The sequence below is a fragment of the Candidatus Binatia bacterium genome (genome assembly GCA_029243485.1).
Lineage (GTDB): Bacteria > Desulfobacterota > Binatia > UBA12015 > UBA12015 > VGTG01.
Window position 1 is genome coordinate 43,789 of sequence record JAQWRY010000063.1, and the last position, 21,790, is coordinate 65,578.

Consider the following 21,790-nt stretch of genomic DNA (forward strand, 5'->3'; position numbering starts at 1 on the left):
CGGAGGTAGGGCGGGACTTCCCATTCCCGATCGGGAGGCTTACTGGGCGCGGGAGCCACTACCGTGCACATCACTCCGCACCCCGGCAGAGGGCCGGCCGAGTTCCGAGTGGGGGGGGGCACCTACGCCCGAAGCGTCCGAACCAACCCGCTACTCCGACGCGCCGGGGAACCGCCTCAGATACGCGAGAAGATCACCTACGCCCGCGTCGTCCATGGGCCGGCCGGGCATCATCTCGCCTCGCCCGCCCCGAACGATCTGCGCGAAGTCGGGCGCGCGGTACAAGAAGTACATGTCGACGAGGTTGAGACCGAGATCGCCCCGTGCGCTCGCCGCGTGACACCCGGCGCAGTCGCTGTCGTACAACGCCTTCCCTCGCTCCGCGTTACCGCCGGCGAACGGCCCGTCCGGGAGCGGGAGGAGTTCCGCCCGCGCCACATTCGGCGCCACGCGCTTCGCGACGAACGGCCCCGCATCCGGGCCGTAGTTCGCCCACAGGTACGCGACGAGCATGTCCTTCAGGTCGTCGTCATCCGCCTGGGCACCCCAAGAGACCATTTTGTCGACGGTCGCGCGCCACTGCTTCTCGTCCAGACGCTGCTGGTGAATGAGGTCGGCTCGGTGGCAGACCGCGCACAGCGCCTCGACCGCCTCCGCGCCATCATCGTCCGCTCTAGCTGCCGCGACCGGAAGAAGCAGCGTCAAGCCGACCGCCAACGCGAGCGCGCGCATCACGCGACCTCCACAGAGACGCGGTGCCAACCGTTCCAAAAGTAACCGCTGGGATTCCAAGACGGCGTCTCCGGCTGCACGTTCCCCTTCGCGTCAGTCGCGCGCGCCGTGACGACGGCCGTCCCTCTTGCGAGCTCGACATCGGCCCGGAACACCTGCCAGCGACCCAGGCCCGGCTCGCCTTCGAGCGACGCGTCGACCCACGTCTTGCCGTCGTCGCCCGATAGCTGGACCCGCTCGATCGCACCGTGGCCGGAGAATGCGACGCCCGAGACACCGCAGCGGCCCGCGGGAACCGACCGCCCATGGGCCGGCTGGGCGATCACCGACTTCACCGGGAACTCGTGCACGGGACTCATCTGATCGTGCGGCACCGCCACCCCCGGCTTCACCGGTGTGTCTGGCATCCGGTACGCCTTCTGCATGAAGAAGCCGGGCTCCTCGTCCTTCTGCGGGCGAATCTCGGTGAGCCACTTCGTCCAGTTGTCCGCCGCCCATCCCGGCACCACCAGGCGCGTCGGGCCGCCGTGCGCGAGCGGAATCGGCGCACCGTTCATCTCGAAGGCCACCACCGTCGTCGGATCGAGCGCTCGGTTGAGCGGGATGCTCCGATGGAACGCGGGGGTCGTCGGGAGCGGCGGCAGGTCTGCGCCGATCAGCGCCACGTGGGCAGCCGCCTTTCCGACACCCGCCTTCGCCAACAGGTCCGCCAGGCGAACGCCGCGCCACTCCGCCTGGCCCATCGCCCCGTGCCCCCACTGTACGCCGGGCACGCGCGGACTGTACAAGGAGCGGCCGCTCCCGGCGCAGACCGTGACGGCGGTGACGGTCACCGACGGAAGCTCCCGAAGTTCAGCGGGAGTGAGCGAGACCGTTCGGCCGACGTCTCCGACGATGGAGAGAGCGCGCTGTGCCCGCAGCGCCGGTGGCCGGAAGTGGCTTCGCACGAAGAAGTCGTCGTTCGGCGTGATGAGCCTGTCGAACGACGAGAGCGGCGCCTCGAGCTGTTGCGGTGAGTGGCCATACTCGAGAAAATCGGCGGCCCGCGCCGGGGCCGCCAGAGCCGCAACAGCCGCACCACCCGCGGTCGCAAGAAAATGACGACGCGACAGCGTCCACGAGAGTCCCCTCATCCGCACCTCACGCGAGCCACAGTATCACGAACCACGCCGATAGGGAGCCACGTCCATGCCCAGTGGCCCGTAGCGCGCCTCGATCGCAGCGACGTGGTCCTCCGTCCAAAACGCGTCCCCCGGTGACGGGAACCCCAGCACGCAACGCTGCTGGACCGACGACGTCGCGACAATTCGTTCCATCACCTGCGAGCGACGATACATAGCCCACGTCCAGCCGGTGTGAAGCACGCTGATCCACTCGCTCGCCGCTTTGCGAAACGTCATATTCTGTACGAGCCGCAGCGCGCCGATGTCGAGTGGCGTTCCCCGGTGCCACGTATCGTGCCGATACAGCAACGCGGTGCCGACACGGTATCTCACGTAGCGCTCGCGCGGATAGAGATGCTCGGCCCGCCACCGGGCTACGTCCGGAGCTTCCTCGCGAAGAAGCTGCTCGGCCTGCAAGCGGTCGTTCACCCACGGCAGCGCACCGACGCCCGGCGTCTTCACGATCGGCCACTCGTACGCGGGATCGTCCGGCCCCTCGCGGGGCACGACGGCGGTCGGTCCTCCGCATTCGCCGACGTCGCTCAGGTAGACGATCAGCTCGACGGCTTCCGGTTCGTGCCAGCGGGGCGGGTGGAGGAGCGTGTGGTTCGGATAGTCGACGTGGATCCGCTGATCGCGGTTGTCGCGAGGATGGGTGCTCGGGTTCTTCCGACCGTACTTTGGCCACAAATCCGACTGCGTGAGCCGAACCTCGGAGACCGGCACCGAGAGCAGCTGCGAAAGGGCCGTGAGGAGGCGCGGATGCAGCGTCAGTGCATTCACCGCCGCGCTCGGCGTCGGAAACTCCATGCGCCCCTGGCTCCCGAAGTCGGCGTGGTCGCTTGGCGGCTCGGTGCCAAACGAAACGAGTGCGTCGCGCCGCGCCTGCGCAATGAGCGCCTCGGGAAACAGCCCGTGGACGAGCGCGAAACCCCGCTCCCGCCAACTGGACACCTGTGAGGCCGTGAGGGCCGGCCCCCGCTCGACCAGCGGCTCTGCGGGTTCGGATTCGATCCAGCGCTCGCTCGACATCGTACGCCGATCTAGCGCAGACCGAGCGGCAGAAGAAGCCGGTTCCCATTCCTTCGCAAGCGGTAGTATCTGCAGGAGATGAAGATCCAGGATCTCCAGACCTTCATCGTCGGCAACCCGCCGCCGGGCTTCGGTGGGCGGTACTTCATCTTCGTGAAGCTCACGAGCGATGACGGCATCACCGGCGTCGGCGAGGTCTACGCCGACACCTTTGGCCCAAAGACCGTCGTCGCGATGGTCGAAGACGTCTTCGGACGCCACCTGGAGGGCGCCGACCCCTTCCGGATCGAAGCGCTCTGGCGGAAGGTTTACGGCCGCGGCTACTCGATGCGTCCGGACCTCTCGCTCATGGGCGTCCTCTCCGCCCTCGAGAACGCCTGCTGGGACATCATCGGCAAGTCTGTCGGGAAACCAGTGTACGAGCTCCTCGGGGGACTCGTGCACGAGCGCCTACGGTCGTACACCTATCTCTACCCGAGGCCGGACGACACGGCTGACGTGTACATCGATGCCGATCTCGCCGCGAAGCGCGCCGCGGAGTACGTCGCCCTGGGGTTCACCGCGGTGAAGTTCGACCCCGCGGGCCCCTACAGCGTGTTCGATCCGCGGCAACCGTCTCTGGAGATCCTGGACCGGAGCGAGGAGTTCGTCTCGAAGATCCGCGACTCCGTCGGCTCGAAGGCCGATCTGCTGTTCGGCACGCACGGACAGTTCACGCCGTCGGGCGCCTTGCGCCTCGCGCGACGGCTGGAGCCGTACGACCCGCTCTGGTTCGAAGAACCGACGCCGCCGGAAAGCCCCGAACAGATGGCGCGCGTCGCTCGGCAAACACGGATCCCGATCGCGACCGGCGAGCGACTCACCACCAAGTACGAGTTCGCCCGCGTCCTCGAGACCGGAGCCGCATCGATCCTCCAGATGGCGCTCGGCCGCGTCGGTGGTCTGCTCGAGGCGAAGAAAATCGCGGGAATGGCGGAAGCGCACTACGCCCAGATCGCGCCCCATCTGTACTGCGGCCCGGTCGAGGGCGCGGCGAACATCCAGCTCGCCGCCTGCTCCCCGAACTTTCTCCTCCTGGAAGGAATCGAGACCTGGGGCGGATTCCATGCGGACGTCCTGAAAACGCCGATTCGCTGGGAAGACGGCTACGTGATTCCCCCGACGGAACCCGGGCTCGGAATCGAGCTCGATGAAGACGTGCTCGCGACCCACCCCTACATGGGCGATCGCCTCCACCTCGAGATGGACGAAGAACCGGCCGGATGAAGCCCTCCGGGGCTTTCGCTAGATAAAGGCGATCAGCCGGGATCACACCCCCGGCGCTTCGCCAGCCGAGGAGTCCACGTGGCCACGATCCGTCCCTTTCGCCCCTTCCGCTACACCCCCGAAGCCGGCCCCATCGCCGAACTCGTGGCCCCGCCCTACGACGTGATCAGCGAGCCGGAGCGCGCCCGGCTGCGGACCCTGCGCGAAGCCGGTGCGATCCACGTCATCCTGCCCCTGGGCGAAGAAAAGTACCGCACGGCGGCGGACCTGCTCGAGACCTGGAAGGCGGCCGGCCTCATCGCTCAGGAAGACAAGCCTGCGATGTACCTCTACTCGCAGGGGTTCGAGATCAACGGCGAAACGTTCGTGCGCTGGGGGCTCCTCACATCGCTGCAGCTGGAGGAATTCGACGACCGGATCGTTCTGCCCCACGAGCGCACGCTCGACGGTCCGAAGGCCGACCGGATGCAGCTCATTCGAGCCTGTGAGACGAACCTGAGCCCGATCTTCACGTTCATCGACAAGTCGCTCGGGCTCGCCGGAATGACCGACCGCGGCGAGCAGATCGTCGATTTCACGGACGAGGCCGGCGTCACCCAGCGCGTGTGGCGCCTCACGGACGAGTCGCTCATGGCCGAACTGATGGAGAAGATCTCGAGCGAACCCGTCTACATCGCCGACGGACACCATCGGTACGAGACGTCGCTCGCCTACCGAAACGAGCGACGGAACGAAGCCGGCGCGCCGACGGATCCCCAACCTTACGACTTCGTCCTCACGCACATGTGCTCGACAAAGGACCCGGGCCTCGTCGTGCTCCCGACGCACCGACTCCTCGCCGACCCCGCCCCGCACGGCGAGCTGCTCGCGAACTGGGAGGCGAACTGCAAGATCACCGCCTTCGACGACGCGATGGCGCTCTGGACGGCTCTGGGAGTCGGACCGGTCGGCGAGCGCGTTCCGCGTCTCGGCATCCTCCGTCGCGGTGTCCCGGGCGGGCTTCTCCTCGAACCGGGTGACGGCGCCCGCAAGCACCTCGACACGCGACCGCCCTCGCTGTCCGCCCTCGACGTCACGTTCCTGCACGAAGTCGTCCTGGACGGAGTCGCGCCCGACCGATTCAAGTATACGCACGACGAGCACGAGACGATTACCGCCGTCGAAAAAGGCGAGACGGAACTCGCGGTCCTCCTGCCGCCGCCCGGCGTCGACGACGTTCTCGCGATCGCCCGAGACGAGCTCACGATGCCGCAGAAGTCGACGTACTTCTATCCGAAGGTTCTCTCCGGCCTCGCGTACAACCCGATTGGCCGCAAAGACTGAGGCGACCCGTCAGGGATCGACGTCTACGGGGGGCGGAGCCAGCAGCTTCTTTAGCTGGTCCATCGACATGCACTTGGCCCCCAGAATCACCATCGCCCCGTTGCCGGCGACACCGCCGGATTCGGTAAGCCCGTACGCCAGCGCCGCCTGACTCGCGCTTCGGCTGTTGTTGCAGGCCTTCTCCGTCGGGAACTGTCCGTTCACCACCCAGCTCGCCAGGCTGGCGCCCGTCACGACGGTCCCATCCGGGCGGACCGGCGGCTGAAGCAGGACCCAGGTGAGGACCCAAAGAGAAGCCACGAGCGATCGGTTCGGCATGAGCCATTGTACCCAGACGTCCGGGCCGAACGAGGAGCCTATGGCGAAAGCCCCGTTTTTCCTCGGAAATTAGACCGACCCTGAACAACTCGGCGCCGAACGGGACGTAGCCAGGAGAGCATGAAGATGGCCTGTCTGGTGCTCTCGATCGCGCTTGCGTCCGGTCTCACCGCGGTGCCCACTCGCACGCCTGCCGCCGACCTGCCCCATGAATACGGTGAGGCCTTCGACAACGCCTCGGCCCGCGATACCGACGTTCAGGCCCTCGGGGACCTGAAGCGCCGACTCAAAGACCTGGAGGACACTCCTCTACGAGGTGTCGTACCGGGTGTTCACCGCGCAGGGAGAGAAGCTGGGCGAGATCCGCCTCATACGCGAGTGGAGCCCGCTGAACTGGAATGACAGCGCAACCCAGCCGACGATCCAGGGCGTCGTCGAAAACGTGCGGAGCGGCAACAAGGAGGCGCTCGCGTGGGTCGCCGAGCGCGATCACGCCCGCTCCGACCCGGGCATGACCGGGTGCGCGGAGGAGGTCCACAGAGAGAGCGCGACTCGCCCAGCTCGGAGAATTCCGCGCCGCCCAGCGGCAGCCGAAAACCGACGCCGCACGCGCGCGTGCCCATTGCGGGAAGGCGCAGAACCAACAGCTCGCCTCGGCGCTGGTAGGCGGCCTCATTCCGCTGATGAACTCGATGTCCTCCTTTTAGAAGACCGGCCCGAGCGCGGCCCAATCGGCGCACGTGGACGCCGCGGTCCGGCGCGCGGGCGAATATCGTTCTCGTCGCACGAGGAGCCGCCACAGCCGCCCGACATGGACCGGTTCCTCGAGAAGTACCGCTCCCAGGTCCGGTCGATCCCGCAAATACGCGACGACTACCTCCAGCTGCGGGTGTAATCCGGGCGTTCGCGTCAGGCGAGGCGGTTGTCGAGCAAGGACAGCCCGTTCAGGACGCCGTTGCGAAGCTCGCGCGGGTCGAGGATGTCGTCGTACCCGAGGCGGGCTGCCATCTTCCACGCGCCGGCAGACTGCTCTTTGACCAGCCGCGCGCGCTCTTCGTCGTCGAGCTTCGCGGCCTTGCCGCCGCTGTCCGCCGGCATCGCGCCCAGCGTCACCGTCGGCAACGCGTAGCAGAGGGTCTGCCGGTCGAAGGGGTTCTGCGCCATAATCGACGTGCCGAAACCGAACGCTTTGCGAAGCGTCACGTGGATCTTGGGAGACGTGAGACGGCGCTGCGCCTTGTACATCTTCCCCGCCCACTTGAGGATGCCCGATCGCTCCGCGGCGGTTCCCGCCATCACACCCGGGTTGTCCGCGAGGAAGAGGAACGGGAGGCCGAACGCACCGACATTGTCGATGAAGTCGGCCGCCTTGATCGCGGCCGCACTGTCGATCGATCCCGAGCGCACCGACGGATCGTTGGCAACGATGGCGACAGCCCGACCCCCGATGAAGCCGAGCGCCGTGAGGATCGACGCCCCGTAGCGCGGCTGCACTTCGAAGAGGCTTCCTTCGTCGACCAGCATCTTCAGCACCGGCCGCATCGCGTACACGCGTCTCGGGTTCGGCGAGATGTGCCCGAGGATGTCGTCGAGCAGACGTGGGCCCGTGTCCGGCGCCTCACGACGGCGCTGCGAATCGCCCGCGTAGGCCGGGAGGTACTCGAGATACCGGCGCGCCATCGCGATCGCTTCTTCGTCGTCGGCGACGACGTTGTGCGCCACACCTGCCTCGTCGGCGCAGACCTGCGGGCCCCCGAGCTCTTCCTTCGTCACGTCCTCGCCCGTGCCCGCCTTCACGAGCGGCGGTCCGGCTGTGAACATCGCGGCCGACTCGGTGATGATCGTGAGATCGGACAGCGGTGCGGTGAGCGCGCCGTGTCCGGCCGAAGCGCCCAGGACCAGGCACACCATCGGGACCTGCCCCGAGAGATCGGCCAGCGAGAGCAGGTCGTTCGGCGCGCGCCCCGGGCTCTCAGTTTCGGTGAGTCGGTGGCCGGCGCCGTCGAGCATGAAGATCAGGGGCATGCGCTCCTGCGTAGCGAGCTCGCAGATCCGGTAGCGCTTCGCCATCGACACGTTGCCGATTGAGCCGCCGAGCACGGTGAAGTCCTCCGCGCCCGCGAGCACGGGGCGGCCGTGGATCTTGCCCATGCCCGCGACGAGGGCATCGGCGGGCGCCTCGGAACTACCGGCGAGCGGACCGATCTCGACGAAGGTGCCCGGGTCGAAGAGAAGCTCTATCCGGCGACGCGCGTCGAGCTTCCCGCGCTGGGTCATGAGGCGCTCGATCCGTTCGGGCCCGCCCATCGCCCGCGACGACGCGCGGCGCTCGGCCAGTTCTTGGAGGATCGGCTCCCAGTCCTTGATACTGTCGCGGCTTCGGCTCACCTCGTCGCTCGTACCGAACCCGCCCTTGGTAGCCAAACGGTCAGTGATCGTGGCCCGCCGGACGGGCTGCCAGGGAGGCGCGCCGTCCGCTCAGATCTCCCTTGGCGCAGAGGCCCTTTTCGGTGACGAGCCGCTCGAAAGCACCGAGCCAGCGCTCATAGTAGTGGTAGTCCGCACCGCTCGGATGCGCCCGCTCCCACTGCCCGATCTCGTCGATCAAGAGATCGCGGAACTCGTCCCAAGCGAACGCACCGCTGTCGTACAGGGCCATCGTCAGGCCGAAGAGCCGTCCCTCCCAGACCTCATCGAAAACCAGCTCACCGTTCTTGCGTGGCGGCGCGGCGGGACCGACTGCGTCCAACACGCGCGGGGTCTTGGGGTCGGCCACGAGTCAGCTCTTCGACGGATCGCGCAGACGACCCGTGCCGATCATCGAATCGCGCGTGACGAGCGTCGCGAGGCGCTCGGTGTCCCAATCCTCGCAGCCCGACGGGCGCTCGGGCAGGACCATGTATCGGAGCTCGGCACTCGAGTCCCAGACGCGAACCTCCAGATCCGGGTCCAGATCCAGGCCCATCTCCGAGAGGACCTTGCGGGGCTCGCGCACGACGCGCGACCGGTAGGCGGGATCCTTGTACCAGGCGGGCGAGATCCCGAGGAGGCCCGAGGGATAACAAGAGCATAGGGTGCAGACGACGACGTTGTGGACGCCGGGCTCGTTCGGGACGACGACGAGCGGTGCCTCGGGGATCATCGCGAGCTCGAGTTCGCCGACGGTCGTGGTCGCGTCGGCAAGCAGGCGGATTCGGAAGTCGTCGTCGGTCCAGGCACGTGCGACGACGCGCGCGCCGTTCATCGGACCGATGTCCTCTTCGAAGAGACGGATGATCCCGTCGATCGCTTCGGCCGTGACGATGCCCTTCTCGGTCAGAATCGTCTCGAGGGCTTCCGCGCGCAGCTCGTTCTCCGAGTGCTCGTGGTCGTGGTCGTGGTTTTTTCCGGACACTCTCGCTCCCTTTCGGTCAGACGGGTTCCAGGTACCGATCGAACAAGTCGACCGACACCGGAGCCCCGGGCTCGGCCGTGTCCCCCCAGAGCTCGCGCCCCTCGAAACGAACCGAGAAGAGGTACTCCGGACACTCCCCCTGCCCGTGCGCGTTGGTGTCCGGCAGGATGCACGCGGGGTGAACCCGCCCCACGACGCCGCACTTGCCGCGTACGTATCCCGGCAGCCGCGTGTGGCCCTGCGGGTGGAGGTTCCGCACACGGACCGCAGCCCCAACCGCGAACCGCGGCGCGGCCTCGACCTCACGGAAGAATCCATCGGCCGGGGGTCCCGCAGTGGCCCGCACCGTCGCCGACGGCGCGCGGGTTCCGTCCAGAGCCTCCTGGAGTTCACCGGCCCGCAGGAGGCCGCGTGCGACGAGCAGCGACTCCGCTGCCCGAATCCAACGCCCATAGTACCCGACACGAAGGTAGTCCTTGGGAGCGATCCTCTCGATCGCATGCCGAAACGCGTCCACGTTCCCGATCCCCACACCCAGCAGCACGTAGACCATCCCGTGAACCCGGGCCTCCCACTCCTCGCGAAAGACCGCGTCGCCCGTCTCCGCAGGCACAGCCCCAAAGCCGTGCATCCCACCCATGTCGTGAATCCCATCCATAGGGACGTTGGTTAGTCTCCCCGAAAACGTTTAGTCGCGCGCCGCTCGAGACGGATCGCGAGCATCGACTAAACACTTTTTGGGAGACTAACCAACGTCCCCCCCTCCGGGACCTCAGAGGTCGCGGGCGTCGGCGAAGCGGGTGAGGCGGACGGGACCTTCGTCGTCGAGGGTGCCCAGGGCGGAGACCAGGCGGGTCTTGGCCTTTTCGAAGCTGTCGCCGGTGAGGCGGGTGGGCTTCTTGTACTGGACCTGCTTCAGGGCCTTCAGGGGGTCGACGAAGCGCTTTCCGTGGACCAGCGAGAAGTGCAGGTGCGGGCCGGTGGCGAGCCCCGTGCTGCCAACGTAGCCGATGACGTCACCGCGGTGAACGCGCTTGCCGCCCTTGATGCCGCGCGCGTAGCGCGTGAGGTGACCGTACATCGAATCGTACTTCACGTTGCGGCCATGATCGATGCGGATCGTGCGACCCATCTGGCCGTGCCACTTCGCGTACTCGATCTGCCCGTCGGCGACGGCGCGAACCGGAGTGCCGTGAGGCGCGGCGAAGTCGACGCCGAGGTGCGGACGGCGACGACGCGTCTTCGGATGCAGTCGCGAGGTACTGAAGCGTGAGCTGATGCGCGTGAACTCGACCGGGTAGCGAAGGTCCGAATCGGCGCGGACGCGCTGAAGCGGGACACCCTCGAGGTCGACATACGTCTTCTCGCCGTTGTCGTCGGCGCGCAGCGCCGTGTGGGACTTCCCGCGGGTCTGGACCTCGGCGGCCAGAACCTGGCTGCCGCTCGGGATCTGATCGCCGTCCTCGGTGATCTTGACCTCGTAGAGAACGCGGAACGCGTCGCCCTTCCGGAGGTGCTTGAAGTCGACCTTGCTCGAGAAGATTCCGGCCATCTGGCGGACGACCCGGGAGGGCACGCCGGCGGAAAGGCAATCGGCGGTGATGTTCGAAGCGACCGTACCCGACACGCCGCGAACCTCGGTCGTCGAGGGGACTTCGCCCTTGCGGGCGACGATCCCGCCGTCTTCGCCACGCTCGGCGACGAAGACGTTCAGGCGGTCGATCTCGTATTCCAGGCCGCTGAGCTCGCCCTGAGCATCGAAGCTGAGACGCAGGTCCCGGCCGATCTTCAGCCGGGCGAGATTGAACACGTTGCGCGAGGAGCGGTACCAGGTGAGAGCATCGCTCTTGGGGACACCGTTGCGCCCCAGCATCCCGAGAAAAGTATCGCCGTTGCGGACGCGGACGACGCGATCGACGTCGAGCGCATTGGCCTGATCTCCGAGAGCGGCCTGGCCGATCCAGACGAGATCGAGGACGGTAGCTTCGCTGGGGACTTCGGCGAGCAAAACGCCCTGTTCGGCATGAGAGGAGCAGGAGTGTGTTGGATTTTCACTTCCCACGACGTCCATCGAGTAGGCGGTCGTGCTCACTCCGAGCGCCGATGCGCTCAGTACTGCCAGCAAAACCGCGACACCGAGTAGACCCCCACCCCCGGCTCGCGCTGCATCCGGCTTGGTTGGATTCTGCAGCGTGACCTCCTCCTCTCGTCTCGTCTCGAGTCGAAGCCGTTCAGCTCGCAGTTGATTCCACAGATGTCAACCGAAAGGGACCATCCTAGCGCCTTTGTTAGGCTCCCGAAGTCGGCGCCCGCTCGTTAGGATGCTCGCTCGGCCATGACTCGACGCATCCTCGGCGCACTCTTGATCGCCCCCCTCTTGGGATTGACCGCCATTCTACTGGTCGTCCGCCACACCCTCGAGGAACGTGGGCCTCGTCTCGACGTGCCCGCGGCGATCAGCATCGGCGACGGCGAGTCCCTGCCGGCGATCGCGGCCCGCATGCAGCAACGCGGCGTGCTCGTGCGTCCGGAGGCCTTCCTCGCGCTCGCGCGCTGGCGTCAAGTGGACCGACAGGTGCGCAGCGGCGTTTACGAGTTCGAGGGCGGCGCCACCGCCGGAGAGGTCCTGGAGGCCTTGGTGAGCGGTCCCCAGCGGTTCGAGTTGGTGTCCATCCCCGAGGGCTGGACGGCTGAGCGGATCGCCCTGCGCCTCGAGGCGGCCGGCCTCGGGTCCGCGGAGCACTACCAGGAGCTCGCGGCGAACCCGGATTTCGCAGCATCCTTGGGAGTTTCGGCCGGAGGCTTGGAGGGTTACCTCTTCCCGGACACCTACTCCTTCGGCGACGATCCCACTCCGGAAGAGGTCCTGGGACGGATGACGGCCCGCTTCTTCGAAGTCTTCGACGAGAGCCTCCACGCAGCCGCCGAGGCCAAGGGCCTCACCCCGCACGAGGCGATCACTCTAGCCTCGATCGTCGAGACCGAGGCCGCGATCGCCTCCGAGAGGCCCCTGATCTCAGCGGTCTTCCACAACCGGTTGAAGCGCGGAATGCCGCTCCAGGCGGACCCCACGGTCCTCTACGGAGTCCCCGGGCGGACCAAACCCATCCGCCGCAGCGACCTCAAGCGGGCGACGCCCTACAACACCTACGTGATCCGCGGCCTCCCGCCCGGCCCCATCGCGAATCCGGGCCTGGCCTCCCTGGAAGCCGCCGTCTACCCGACAAAAGGGACGAAAGCACTGTATTTCGTGGCGCGAAACGACCGGAGCCACGAATTCAACCAGTCCCTCTCAGCCCACACTAGGGCCGTGAGAAAGTACCAAAGATAGGTCAATTCGGGGTTGATCACCCACCCACCTTCGCCTAGTCTTCGCCCCATGACGGATGCGGCTTCGGCTACGCTGACCAAGCGCCAGAAAGAGCTCCTCGACTTTCTCGACCAGTACATCCAGCGCCACGGCTTCGCGCCCACGCTGGACGAGACCGGGAAGCACTTTGGATTGACGTCGCTTGCAACCGTGCACAAGCACCTGACCAACCTCGAGCGGAAAGGTCTCATCCGACGCCGCTCGGGCCTGAGCCGGGCGCTCGAAGTCGTACCGCAAAGCAAACGCCTTGAAGGCATCGAGCTCCCGCTACTCGGAATGGCCGCCGCGGGCACGCCCATGGAGGCAACGCTCGACAACGAGCGAATCATGGTGCCCGATACCCTCGTGCGGAAGCAGGAGAGCTTCGCACTCAAGGTCAGCGGCGAGTCGATGCGCGACGCCGGGATCCTCGACGGCGACGTCGTGATCGTCGAGAGCCGCAGCAGCGCCGATAGCGGTGAAACGGTCGTCGCCGTCCTCGACGGCGCCGCGACGATCAAGAAGATGCACCGCGAATCGGGCGGGCGCATCCGGCTGCAGCCGGCCAACGACGCGTTCGAGCCGATCCTGTGCGATGAAGATCAGGTCGAGATCCGCGGCGTCGTCGTCTCTCTGCTCCGGAAGTATTAAGCCGCTCAGAGGCCCGGCGAGCTGCCGACCGCGGGAGGGCCCGGCGAGCTGCCGACCGCGGGAGAGCCTGCCGGCTCCGAGCCGGCTGACTGCGGCCCAACCGGCGGCCGGGACGCATGCCCCGGCTTGCGGACGGTCGCGTTCCGGGCTCGCCACCGCGGTCGTCTGGCAGTACGCTGCCCAGAGTGACCCAACCGAGCGCCAGCGTCTATCTCCACATCCCGTGGTGTCTCGCCCGGTGCCCGTACTGTGACTTCAATACGTACGCCGCGCGCGAGTGGCCCGAGGACGAGTACCGCGCCGCACTCACGGCGGAACTCGCATGGTTCGCCGAGCGCGCTCCCTTCAACGACGTGACCGTCGGAACCGTGTTTCTCGGCGGCGGGACCCCGTCACTCTTCGCTCCGGACACGATCGCCGCCCTCCTCGAGGCCCTGAACGAGCAGTTCCCGACCGCGCCCGACCTGGAGGTCACTCTCGAGGCAAACCCCGGCACGGTCGACCGTGATCGACTCGCGGGGCTCCGAGATGCTGGCGTAAACCGGCTTTCGATCGGCATCCAGAGCTTCCAACCGCGCCTTCTCGAGGCATTGGGCCGGCGCCATTCGGTCGACGAATCACGCGCGGCCCTCGACGCCGCACGAGCAGCCGGCTTCGAGAACCTCTCGCTCGACCTGATGTACGCGACCCCGACGCAGACCCTCGAAGAGCTCGAGGCCGACCTCGCCGAGGCGATCACGATCGCGCCCGATCACGTCTCCGCCTACGCCCTCATCTTCGAGCCTGGCACACCACTCACCCGAGACTTGCAAGCGGGCAAGATCGAGCGCGCCACCGACGAACTCGAAGCGCAGATGTTCGAGACGGTGCGCACGCGACTCTCCGGCGCGGGCTATGCCGCGTACGAGATTTCGAATCACGCGCAGCCCGGACGTGAGGCGCGTCACAATCAAGCGTATTGGCGCGGCGGTCCCTACCTCGGCGTCGGAGCCGGTGCACATTCGTTCTCGCCGGCGGCGGCGCCGATGGCGAACGACGCAGAGTACGGCGTTCGGTGGCAGAACGTCCGCGACCCCGCGAAGTACCGCGATGCGGTCACGGCGACCGGCCACGCCGTCGACGAGCATGAGAGCCTGACGCGCACGCAGGCGATGGGGGAGTTCTGCTGGCTCGCCTTGCGCGAGACGCGCGGGTTGGCGGCGGCAGAGTTCGAATCCCGATTCGGCGCGGCGCTCGGGACGACCTTCCCGCACGTTGCGGACCTCCAAACCGAGGGATTGCTCGAAGACCAGGAAGCTAGGCTGACGCTCTCACCCAGAGGACTCCTGATCGCGGATACGATCTTCGCCAGCTTCTTCTAGCAGGCTACTGCGTCTCGTTGAACTTGGCGTTGATCAAGGCGCCCAGCGCGTCCAAGAGGGCTTCCTCGTCGGAACCGGTGGCTTCGAGGTCAATCACCGAGCCGATGCCGGCCGCGAGCATCATGATGCCCATGATGCTTTTTCCGTTCACGTCCTGGTCGTCTTTGGCGATCGTGAGCTCGGCGTCGAAGGTCGCGGCCAGCTTCACGAACTGTGCGGCAGCTCGGGCGTGCAGGCCGAGCTTGTTCACGATCTTGTAGGAGCGCTTCACGTTCGGGAGCGGCCCCCGTCCCGCGTCGGGCAACAGATGTGTTCCTGTCCGTAGCGGCGGATAAAGTCGGCTAGTTCCCGGGCGGTGGTACCGGCGCGCGACGTAGTGAGCTTCACCAACATCGGCATGTTGACGCCGGCGACGACCTCGACGGATTCGTCGCGCTCCGCCACATCGAGGCTCGCATTGGTCGCCGTGTCGCCCAGCATGTCGGTGAAGACGATCGAGCCCGCACCTTCGTTCACCCGCTCGACGGCCTGAACGATCGCATCGCGGATGGCTTCGCGCTCTGCATCGGGCTTGCAGACGACGCCTTCCACCCCGTCCAGATCGCCAACGACGCTGAGCAGAGTTTCGACCATCTCCGCAGCAAAGCGTCCATGGCCCACGACTACTACACCGACCGCGGGATCGGCCTTGGCCGCTCTGGTGGGATCCATGCTCATGATTTTAGCAAAAGTTGGGTCAGCGTTCGACGTCTCGGTGCCGAATCGAGACTTCTACCTCTCGATCTCTTAGCATCTCCTCCAGGCGCTCGACCAGCACCACGGATCGGTGGTGGCCACCAGTGCATCCGATCGCGACCGTCAGATAGCTCTTTCCCTCCCGCTCGTAGTGCGGAAGAGAGAACTCGAGGTAGTCCTGTGCGATCTCGAGGAACCGGGTCGCCGCGGGGTGAGCGAGGACGTAGTCCTTCACTTCCTGCTCGCGTCCGGTCCTGGTGCGCAGCTCTTCCACGTAGAACGGGTTCGGCAGGAATCGTACGTCCCAGACCAGATCCGCTCCGGCCGGGAGCCCATACTTGAAGCCAAACGATACGAGCTGGGCCTGCAGACGGTGGCTCTGATCTCCCTCGTCGGCGAAGAGTCCCTTCACCGCCGCGCGTAGCTGGTGGCCGTTGAACGTGCTCGTATCGATAATCCGATCCGCGGCGCCGCGGAGCCACGACAGATCCTCTCGCTCGCGGTGGATCCCGGCGACGATGTCCCCGTTCTCGGCGAGCGGGTGCGGCCGGCGGGTCTCGCTGAAACGGCGAACGAGCGCCGCGTCGTCGGCGTCGAGAAAGACCACCTCCACCCGATGTCCGAGTTTGCGAACCTCTTCGAGCGCCCGTGGAAGCTGGTCCAGGAACTCGCGTCCGCGCGAATCGATGCCCAGGGCCGCTCGGCTCATCTCCTCACTGCGCTCGCACAGCTCGATGAACCGCGGGATGAGCTCCGCCGGCAGGTTGTCGATGCAATAGAACCCGAGGTCCTCGAGCGCGTTGATCGCCGTACTCTTCCCGGAGCCCGAAAGCCCGCTCACCAATGCAACATGGAGCCTGGAATTCACCCTCGTCCTCGCGCGGCCGTCCGCCGCAGATTGCGATCCGACTGCGAAACGAAGCGCTTCGCCGAATGGATGCCGCGTGCCTTGAGTTGCTGACTGCGCGCCGCGACCTCGATCAGCGTCGCGACGTCTCGTCCTGCTCGGAGTTGGATCTGGAGATGAGGTAGATCTATCCCGAGGAGCGTGATGTGCCGATCCTCGATGCCGAGCCGATCCGGCTCCTCCTCAGCAAGCGTCGCATCGACGAGTTCAATCGCGACGTCGATCGCCGTCTCATCGAGCGTCGCCAGCGTGCCGAAGAGCTGCTCGACGTCGAGAACACCGAGGCCGCGAATCTCTAGATGGTGCCGCAGGCCATCGGCGCAACGCCCCTTGAGCGCCCCCTGCGGCGCCTCCCGGACGTGTACGACGTCATCCGCCACGAGAAGATGCCCCCGGTTCAACAGCGCGAGGGCTGCCTCGCTCTTTCCAATGCCGCTCTTCCCCAGCAGCAGGACGCCGTGGCCGATGACGCGCAGAAGCACGCCATGGATCGTCGTCTCGGGAGAGAGGCGCTCTTCGAGCCAACGGGTGAGCCCACGAATCGTTTCATTCGTCCGCTGATCGGTCACCAGCAGCGGCACCCGGTGGCGACTGCAGGCCTTGCGCAGCATCTCGGGAATCGTGTTCCCGTTGGTCACCACGAGACAGGCGACGGGGGACCGGCAGACGCCGTCCACCGCCTCGGCCGCTTCATCCTTCGACAGCCGACGGAGATAGCCGATCTCCGCGTTTCCCAGGACCTGAATCCGCCCCGGGTGGATCTGGTCGAGATAGCCCGCCAGTGCCAGCGCCGGCTTCTGGACGCGAGGCGCGGAGATCTCACGGTTGAGGCCGCGTCCCCCCGAGGCGAGCTTGAACTTCAGGGAGCCGCGCAGCCCGACCACCTCGCGAACGGTGATGTTCATGCGCGAAGAAACCCTACCACAGTCAGAACTTCGCGTCCTCGGCGAGGATCGCGTCGAAGAGAGCGTCCTGCGTGTCGAGCGCGATGAGCCGCTCGCGGAAATCGCGATCCTTCAGGAGCCGCGAAATCCGGGCGAGGGCCTTCAGATGCAATGCGGCCGCATCATCCGGCGCGAGGAGCACGAAAAACAGGTGCGTGGGCTTCCTATCGACGGAGTCGAACTCGACACCGACGGAACTCCGCGCGAATCCCGCCACGACCATGTCGATCCTCGACACCCGGCCGTGGGGAATCGCAATACCGTCGCCGATCGCGGTGCTGTTCAGGCGCTCACGCTCGCGGAGCACGTCCACGATCGCAGCCACGCCCACACCCGGGACATCCCCGTCCAACATCGTCGCGAGTTCTTCAAGAACCTCGTCCTTGGTCGAACCCTTGAGGTCTGACAAGACTCGCTCGCGCGCGAGGATGTCGGTGATCGTCATCGGATCAGGCCCCCGCAGTCGTCATTGAATCAGCCCCCGGACCGCCGACATCACGTCACTCGTCGCCCGCCGACGCTGCCGGGGGCATGGGCCGTCGGGCCGAGGAGGTTCGCTTGCGGGAGGACTCGACGACACGGCCCTTCAACTTGCGGACCTGGCTGTCGAGCTTCGCGGCCGCCTGGTCGATCGACGCGTACATGTCGTCGGTTTCGGCGTGCGCGGTGAGATGGGAACTCGATGCGTGGACCACGAACTCGGCGCTCTGGCGGTGGTGATGCGTCGCGGTGGAGAGGATCACGTGAACGTCGGTCGCACCGGGAATTAACCCGATGATGTTGGAGAGCTTCTTTTCCGCATGGTTCTTGAGGGAGTCGGTCGGGGCGAGGTGACGAAAAGTCACGGTAATCGGAACGTCCACCTTCTTAGTCACACCATTTGCCTCCGTTTGGACGAGGGCAAGATCCCCATGATCTCGCGGTACTTTGCAACGGTTCTGCGGGCAATTTCGATGCTGTCCGCAGCGAGAGTCTCGGCGATGTGCTGGTCGCTGTATGGGCGCCGGGGATCCTCGGTTTCGATGATCTTCTTGATCTTCTCCTTCACCGATTCCGCCGAGACCCCCTCGCCATCGGACGATCGGATACTCGAGGTGAAGAAGTACTTGAGCTCAAACGTGCCCTGCGGCGTGTGAACGTACTTGTTCGCCGTCGCACGGCTGACGGTGGATTCGTGCATGCCGATGTCGCCCGCGACGTCCTTCAGAACGAGCGGCCGCAACGCCTTCACGCCCTGGTCGAAGAAGGCGCTCTGGAAGCGCACAATCGAGGTCGTGACCTTGAACAGCGTGCCCTGTCGCTGATGGATGCTGCGGATGAGCCATTGCGCCGACGAGAGCTTCTCGCGGATGTAGCTCTTCGCGTCGGCCCCGCCGTCATTGTCGGACAGAAGGCGACGGTACGAGTTGCTCACCCGGAGCTTCGGAAGGCCATCGTCGTTCAGTGTGACAACGAACTCTCCGTCCATCTTGTAGACGTAGACGTCCGGCGTGACGTAGCGAACCTCTTCGGTGATGAAGTTCCGACCCGGCTTGGGCTCGAGCGACGCGATGATCTTCACGCCCGCGGCGACTTCGTCGCGGGTGATCTTGAGTTCCTTTGCGAGCTTGTCGAAGCGCTTCGCCTCTACGAGATGGAGATGGTCCTGGACGACCGCCCGAGCGATCGCGAGTTCGGCCTCTTCCAGATCGAGCTGGGAGAGCTGAATGAGAAGGCAATCGCGCAGGTCGAGTGCGAGAACTCCGGGCGGATCGAAGGTCTGACACCGCTTCAGGATGTCGAGCGCGGCCTCACCGTCTACGCCGGCTTCGAAGGCCGCGTCTTCGACCGAGATCTGCAGGTAGCCGTTCTCGTCGGCGTTCCCGATGAAGACGTCACCGACCAGACGGTCGTCGCTGGTGAAGTCCCCCATCCGAAGCTGCCACGTAAGGTGGTCTGCGAGAGACGACGATCGCGACAGAGTGTTCTCGAGGCTCGGCCGCTTGTCCTCGTCGAAGTCGTTCCCGCTACCGGCCGACATCGAACCCTGCGACGTGTTCGCAGCATAATCGGAGAGGTATTCTTCCCAGTTGATGTCGCCGACGTTGTCCGCGGGCTCGACCTCGCCAGACTCTTCCTTCGCCTGCGGCTCGGCTTCCTGGTTCGTCGGGTCGACCACCTCACCCATGCGGTCGTCCGGAGTGGCGGTCTCGCGCTCGGCCTCCATCTCCTCCTGGCCTACCGAGAGCTCCTCGAGGGTGGGATTCTGCTCCATCTCCTCGGTGACGAGGGTTTCGAGATCCGCACGCGAGAGCTGCAGAATCTTGATTGCGTGTTTGAGCTGCGGCGTGATGACCAGGGTCTGTCTCAGCCCGGTCGTCAGGCGCATCTTAGGCTCGAATGCCATCGTCTCTCTTTACCGCTCGTTTTGCCTTGGAGCTTGAGTACTAAAGACTGAATTCTTTCCCGAGGTAGATCTCGCGAGCGCGCGGGCTGGCCGCGATCGCTTCGGGATCGCCCTCTTCGAGGATCATTCCGTCGCTCAGGATATACGCTCGGTCACAGATACCCAAAGTCTCTCTGACATTGTGGTCGGTTACCAAAACTCCGATGCCCCGTTCCTTTAGCTGCAGGATTATGTTCTGGATGTCGATCACTGCGATCGGATCAATCCCCGCAAATGGCTCATCGAGCAAGATGAACGCGGGAGAAATGACCAGAGCGCGGGTAATCTCGAGTCGACGGCGTTCGCCGCCCGAAAGCGCGCTCGCCTTCGACTTCGCCAGATGGGAGATCGACAGCTCCTCGAGAAGGCTGTCCAGACGCGCCCGGCGGACGTCACGCGTGAGGGGGAGCGTCTCTAGAATCGCCTTGATGTTGTCCTCGACACTCAGGCCCTGGAAGACCGAGGCCTCCTGCGGCAGGTAGCTGATCCCGCTACGCGCGCGGCGGAACATGGGCAAATCCGTGAGATCCTGGTCGCCCAGCTTAACGTTCCCGGCATCCGGATGGGTGAGACCCACCACGCAGTAGAAGGTGGTCGTCTTTCCCGCCCCGTTCGGGCCCAGGAGCCCGACGATCTCGCCCGGCCGCACTTCGATCGTGACGTCGCGCAGAACCTCGCGACGCCCGTAGGATTTCCGGAGCCCATTCGCTGCCAGAGACGAAGGCGCCGCCGATTTTTCTCCGCCGGGCGCGGGGCTCATGGTGCCGCGGCCCCATCCGGCTCGACGCCCGGCGCTTTGGAGGCATCGTCCGTCGCTTTGGAGGCATCGTCCGTCGCGCTCTCCCCCGCCTCCGCTTCTACGCCGCCGGGGAACAGAATCGCGGAGACCCGACGCTTGGGGCTCGACTCGACGACGCTGCGCCCCTCGTCGAGATAGACCGTCAGACGATCTCCCTGGACCTCGTTGGGGCCATCGCGCAATACGGGATCTCCAAGAAGCACGATCTGTCTGCTCATCTGGTCGAACACGGCTCGACGACCGGACGCTTGGCGCTCTCCCTGCGTAATCACGACGTTTCCCTGGGCGACGACCCGACGCATCTGGGCCTTCTCCAGCTCATCGGCTCGATCGAACGTCAAGATGAGATTGTCCGACGTGAGTTCGAGATCCCCCTGAACAACGTGCACGGCCCCTCTATAGACCAATCTGTTCTTTTCGTAATCGAACTCGAGCTTGTCGGCCTCGACGACGATCGGATCATCCTCCGAGCTGAACGACAGGCCCCCGAAGACCCCGGCCGCCAGATCCTCCGCGGCAGGCTCGGACGTTGGAGCGGCCGATGGCGCGTCCTGGGCCTCGGCGAGCCGCGGCGAGAAGAGGACGAGGGCGATCGCAAGAACCACGAGCACCCCGCGCGACCGGCACGGCTCACGACGCATGCGGAACCTCCGCAGACGGGACGCTTTCTCCACCGGGCGCAGAAAGGGCGCTTTCTCCACCGGGCACGAACGGGACGGTTTCGTCACCAGGATGGACTGACGCGGCAGCTCCGGGGTCCACAGGAGCCGTCTGGGCATCCGGCGAGGATTCGTTCTCACTCGCGGGTTCGGCTGGGTGCGTGAGAATCGTCTTCACGCGACCGACCACCAGGACACGGCGGGTTTCGAGTTCGAGGATCATGGTGTCTCCGGTGAGTTCGACACGGCCCCCGCGAAGATCGACACCCGACGACGCCACGACCGTGTTCAGCTCGTCGATCCAAGACGCTTCGGGGGTCTCGAGCCGGTACTGGCCGACGCTCACCTCGATCCCACCCGAGAGATCAATCCGACTGATCCCTGGCCCGTCCAAGACGACCTCACCGGTGGCTCCCGAGAGAGATACGGACTGCCCGTCGTCAGAGTAGAAGGACAGCTCCGGCACTTCCACGATCACGCGGCCCTCCTCGAGAAAGTCCGCCTTGGTCGCCCGTAGATCCCAGACGGTCCGGCCTTCTTCGACCTTAACACGATGGAACTGCCGGATGCTCTGCGCGATCTCCGGGGCGAGCAGAGTCTCGGCGGTCCGCTCGGCGACGCGACGCTGCTGCAGCATGGTCTGACCGATCAGGAATCCGATCCCCGTCAGGACGCTGAGCACGATCACGATGAGGGCGATCCTCAGGCGCGCGCGGCGCACAGCCACCTCCA

Annotated in this window: 25 protein-coding genes; 6 read left to right on the top strand and 19 right to left on the bottom strand. The window is 65.9% G+C overall.

Translation table 11 applies throughout. The annotated features are described in order from the left end of the window. Positions 1-150: 150 nt before the first annotated feature. From P8R42_18245 to P8R42_18255, 3 genes are read right to left on the bottom strand one after another with little or no spacing between them, the layout of a single operon-like run. Complete coding sequence (locus P8R42_18245) at positions 151-732, bottom strand: c-type cytochrome (protein MDG2306548.1); 582 nt, start codon at positions 730-732, stop codon at positions 151-153. Next, entirely contained in the window at positions 732-1,865 is a 1,134-nt protein-coding gene (locus P8R42_18250; GenBank protein ID MDG2306549.1) for a sulfite oxidase, read from the bottom strand. Before P8R42_18250 ends, P8R42_18245 begins: the two co-directional genes overlap by 1 nt. 24 nt (positions 1,866-1,889) lie before the next feature. Then, positions 1,890-2,927 carry a hypothetical protein gene (locus P8R42_18255; GenBank protein ID MDG2306550.1) on the bottom strand — a complete coding sequence of 346 codons (1,038 nt, stop codon included), beginning with the start codon at positions 2,925-2,927 and terminating at the stop codon, positions 1,890-1,892. Positions 2,928-3,005: 78 nt separating this feature from the next. On the opposite strand from P8R42_18255, the gene P8R42_18260 reads away from it, so the two are divergent. Both P8R42_18260 and P8R42_18265 read left to right on the top strand, forming a co-directional pair. Further along, positions 3,006-4,193 (top strand): mandelate racemase/muconate lactonizing enzyme family protein, encoded by a 1,188-nt coding sequence (locus P8R42_18260; protein MDG2306551.1) that lies wholly within the window; start codon positions 3,006-3,008, stop codon positions 4,191-4,193. 78 nt (positions 4,194-4,271) lie between these two features. Next, a complete protein-coding gene (locus P8R42_18265) occupies positions 4,272-5,516 on the top strand; it encodes a DUF1015 domain-containing protein (GenBank protein MDG2306552.1) in 1,245 nt (414 codons plus the stop codon). Between the two features lie 9 nt (positions 5,517-5,525). On the opposite strand, the gene P8R42_18270 is transcribed toward P8R42_18265, so the two are convergent. After that, positions 5,526-5,834 carry a hypothetical protein gene (locus P8R42_18270; protein MDG2306553.1) on the bottom strand — a complete coding sequence of 103 codons (309 nt, stop codon included), beginning with the start codon at positions 5,832-5,834 and terminating at the stop codon, positions 5,526-5,528. Between the two features lie 316 nt (positions 5,835-6,150). Here P8R42_18270 and P8R42_18275 point away from each other — a divergent pair, with 316 nt between their 5' ends. Further along, positions 6,151-6,729 (top strand): hypothetical protein, encoded by a 579-nt coding sequence (locus P8R42_18275; protein MDG2306554.1) that lies wholly within the window; start codon positions 6,151-6,153, stop codon positions 6,727-6,729. 14 nt (positions 6,730-6,743) lie between these two features. Here P8R42_18275 and P8R42_18280 read toward each other — a convergent pair whose 3' ends face one another. From P8R42_18280 to P8R42_18300, 5 genes are all read right to left on the bottom strand, one after another. Beyond that, the gene (locus tag P8R42_18280) at positions 6,744-8,258 is read right to left on the bottom strand and encodes a carboxyl transferase domain-containing protein (protein MDG2306555.1); all 1,515 of its coding nucleotides are present in this window, start codon (positions 8,256-8,258) and stop codon (positions 6,744-6,746) included. A 4-nt stretch (positions 8,259-8,262) separates the two neighbouring features. Beyond that, positions 8,263-8,610 (bottom strand): nitrile hydratase accessory protein, encoded by a 348-nt coding sequence (locus P8R42_18285; GenBank protein ID MDG2306556.1) that lies wholly within the window; start codon positions 8,608-8,610, stop codon positions 8,263-8,265. Positions 8,611-8,613: 3 nt separating this feature from the next. Beyond that, entirely contained in the window at positions 8,614-9,228 is a 615-nt protein-coding gene (gene nthA, locus P8R42_18290) for a nitrile hydratase subunit alpha (protein MDG2306557.1), read from the bottom strand. Positions 9,229-9,244: 16 nt separating this feature from the next. After that, a complete protein-coding gene (nthB, locus tag P8R42_18295) occupies positions 9,245-9,886 on the bottom strand; it encodes a nitrile hydratase subunit beta (protein MDG2306558.1) in 642 nt (213 codons plus the stop codon). Positions 9,887-10,000: 114 nt separating this feature from the next. Next, on the bottom strand, positions 10,001-11,320 hold the full coding sequence (locus P8R42_18300; protein ID MDG2306559.1) for a peptidoglycan DD-metalloendopeptidase family protein: 1,320 nt from the start codon (positions 11,318-11,320) through the stop codon (positions 10,001-10,003). Positions 11,321-11,563: 243 nt separating this feature from the next. Between P8R42_18300 and mltG the strand changes: the two genes are divergently transcribed. The 3 genes from mltG (at position 11,564) to hemW (ending at position 14,589) form a co-directional block, all read left to right on the top strand. Further along, positions 11,564-12,559 carry an endolytic transglycosylase MltG gene (gene mltG, locus P8R42_18305; protein ID MDG2306560.1) on the top strand — a complete coding sequence of 332 codons (996 nt, stop codon included), beginning with the start codon at positions 11,564-11,566 and terminating at the stop codon, positions 12,557-12,559. Positions 12,560-12,607: 48 nt separating this feature from the next. Continuing rightward, entirely contained in the window at positions 12,608-13,228 is a 621-nt protein-coding gene (gene lexA, locus P8R42_18310) for a transcriptional repressor LexA (protein MDG2306561.1), read from the top strand. A gap of 185 nt (positions 13,229-13,413) precedes the next feature. Further along, entirely contained in the window at positions 13,414-14,589 is a 1,176-nt protein-coding gene (hemW, locus tag P8R42_18315) for a radical SAM family heme chaperone HemW (protein ID MDG2306562.1), read from the top strand. Between the two features lie 4 nt (positions 14,590-14,593). Here hemW and P8R42_18320 read toward each other — a convergent pair whose 3' ends face one another. The 10 genes from P8R42_18320 to lptC are packed head-to-tail and all read right to left on the bottom strand — an operon-like array spanning position 14,594 to position 21,785. Then, the gene (locus P8R42_18320) at positions 14,594-14,860 is read right to left on the bottom strand and encodes an HPr family phosphocarrier protein (protein ID MDG2306563.1); all 267 of its coding nucleotides are present in this window, start codon (positions 14,858-14,860) and stop codon (positions 14,594-14,596) included. Continuing rightward, positions 14,857-15,300: a PTS sugar transporter subunit IIA gene (locus P8R42_18325; GenBank protein ID MDG2306564.1), complete on the bottom strand. Its 444-nt coding sequence runs from the start codon at positions 15,298-15,300 to the stop codon at positions 14,857-14,859. Before P8R42_18325 ends, P8R42_18320 begins: the two co-directional genes overlap by 4 nt. A gap of 25 nt (positions 15,301-15,325) precedes the next feature. After that, positions 15,326-16,192, bottom strand: a complete 867-nt coding sequence (gene rapZ / locus P8R42_18330; GenBank protein MDG2306565.1) for an RNase adapter RapZ — start codon at positions 16,190-16,192, stop codon at positions 15,326-15,328. Further along, entirely contained in the window at positions 16,189-17,136 is a 948-nt protein-coding gene (gene hprK / locus P8R42_18335) for an HPr(Ser) kinase/phosphatase (GenBank protein MDG2306566.1), read from the bottom strand. The genes rapZ and hprK overlap by 4 nt, the downstream gene beginning before the upstream one ends. 22 nt (positions 17,137-17,158) lie before the next feature. Continuing rightward, on the bottom strand, positions 17,159-17,620 hold the full coding sequence (locus P8R42_18340) for a PTS sugar transporter subunit IIA (GenBank protein ID MDG2306567.1): 462 nt from the start codon (positions 17,618-17,620) through the stop codon (positions 17,159-17,161). A 55-nt stretch (positions 17,621-17,675) separates the two neighbouring features. After that, on the bottom strand, positions 17,676-18,050 hold the full coding sequence (gene raiA / locus P8R42_18345; protein ID MDG2306568.1) for a ribosome-associated translation inhibitor RaiA: 375 nt from the start codon (positions 18,048-18,050) through the stop codon (positions 17,676-17,678). Next, entirely contained in the window at positions 18,047-19,561 is a 1,515-nt protein-coding gene (gene rpoN, locus P8R42_18350) for an RNA polymerase factor sigma-54 (protein MDG2306569.1), read from the bottom strand. Before rpoN ends, raiA begins: the two co-directional genes overlap by 4 nt. Before the next feature lie 40 nt (positions 19,562-19,601). Then, positions 19,602-20,360, bottom strand: coding sequence for an LPS export ABC transporter ATP-binding protein (gene lptB, locus P8R42_18355; GenBank protein MDG2306570.1), 759 nt, complete (start codon positions 20,358-20,360; stop codon positions 19,602-19,604). Further along, positions 20,357-21,040 carry a lipopolysaccharide transport periplasmic protein LptA gene (gene lptA / locus P8R42_18360; GenBank protein MDG2306571.1) on the bottom strand — a complete coding sequence of 228 codons (684 nt, stop codon included), beginning with the start codon at positions 21,038-21,040 and terminating at the stop codon, positions 20,357-20,359. The genes lptB and lptA overlap by 4 nt, the downstream gene beginning before the upstream one ends. Further along, the gene (gene lptC, locus P8R42_18365) at positions 21,030-21,785 is read right to left on the bottom strand and encodes an LPS export ABC transporter periplasmic protein LptC (GenBank protein MDG2306572.1); all 756 of its coding nucleotides are present in this window, start codon (positions 21,783-21,785) and stop codon (positions 21,030-21,032) included. Before lptC ends, lptA begins: the two co-directional genes overlap by 11 nt. Between the last annotated feature and the right edge of the window lie 5 nt (positions 21,786-21,790).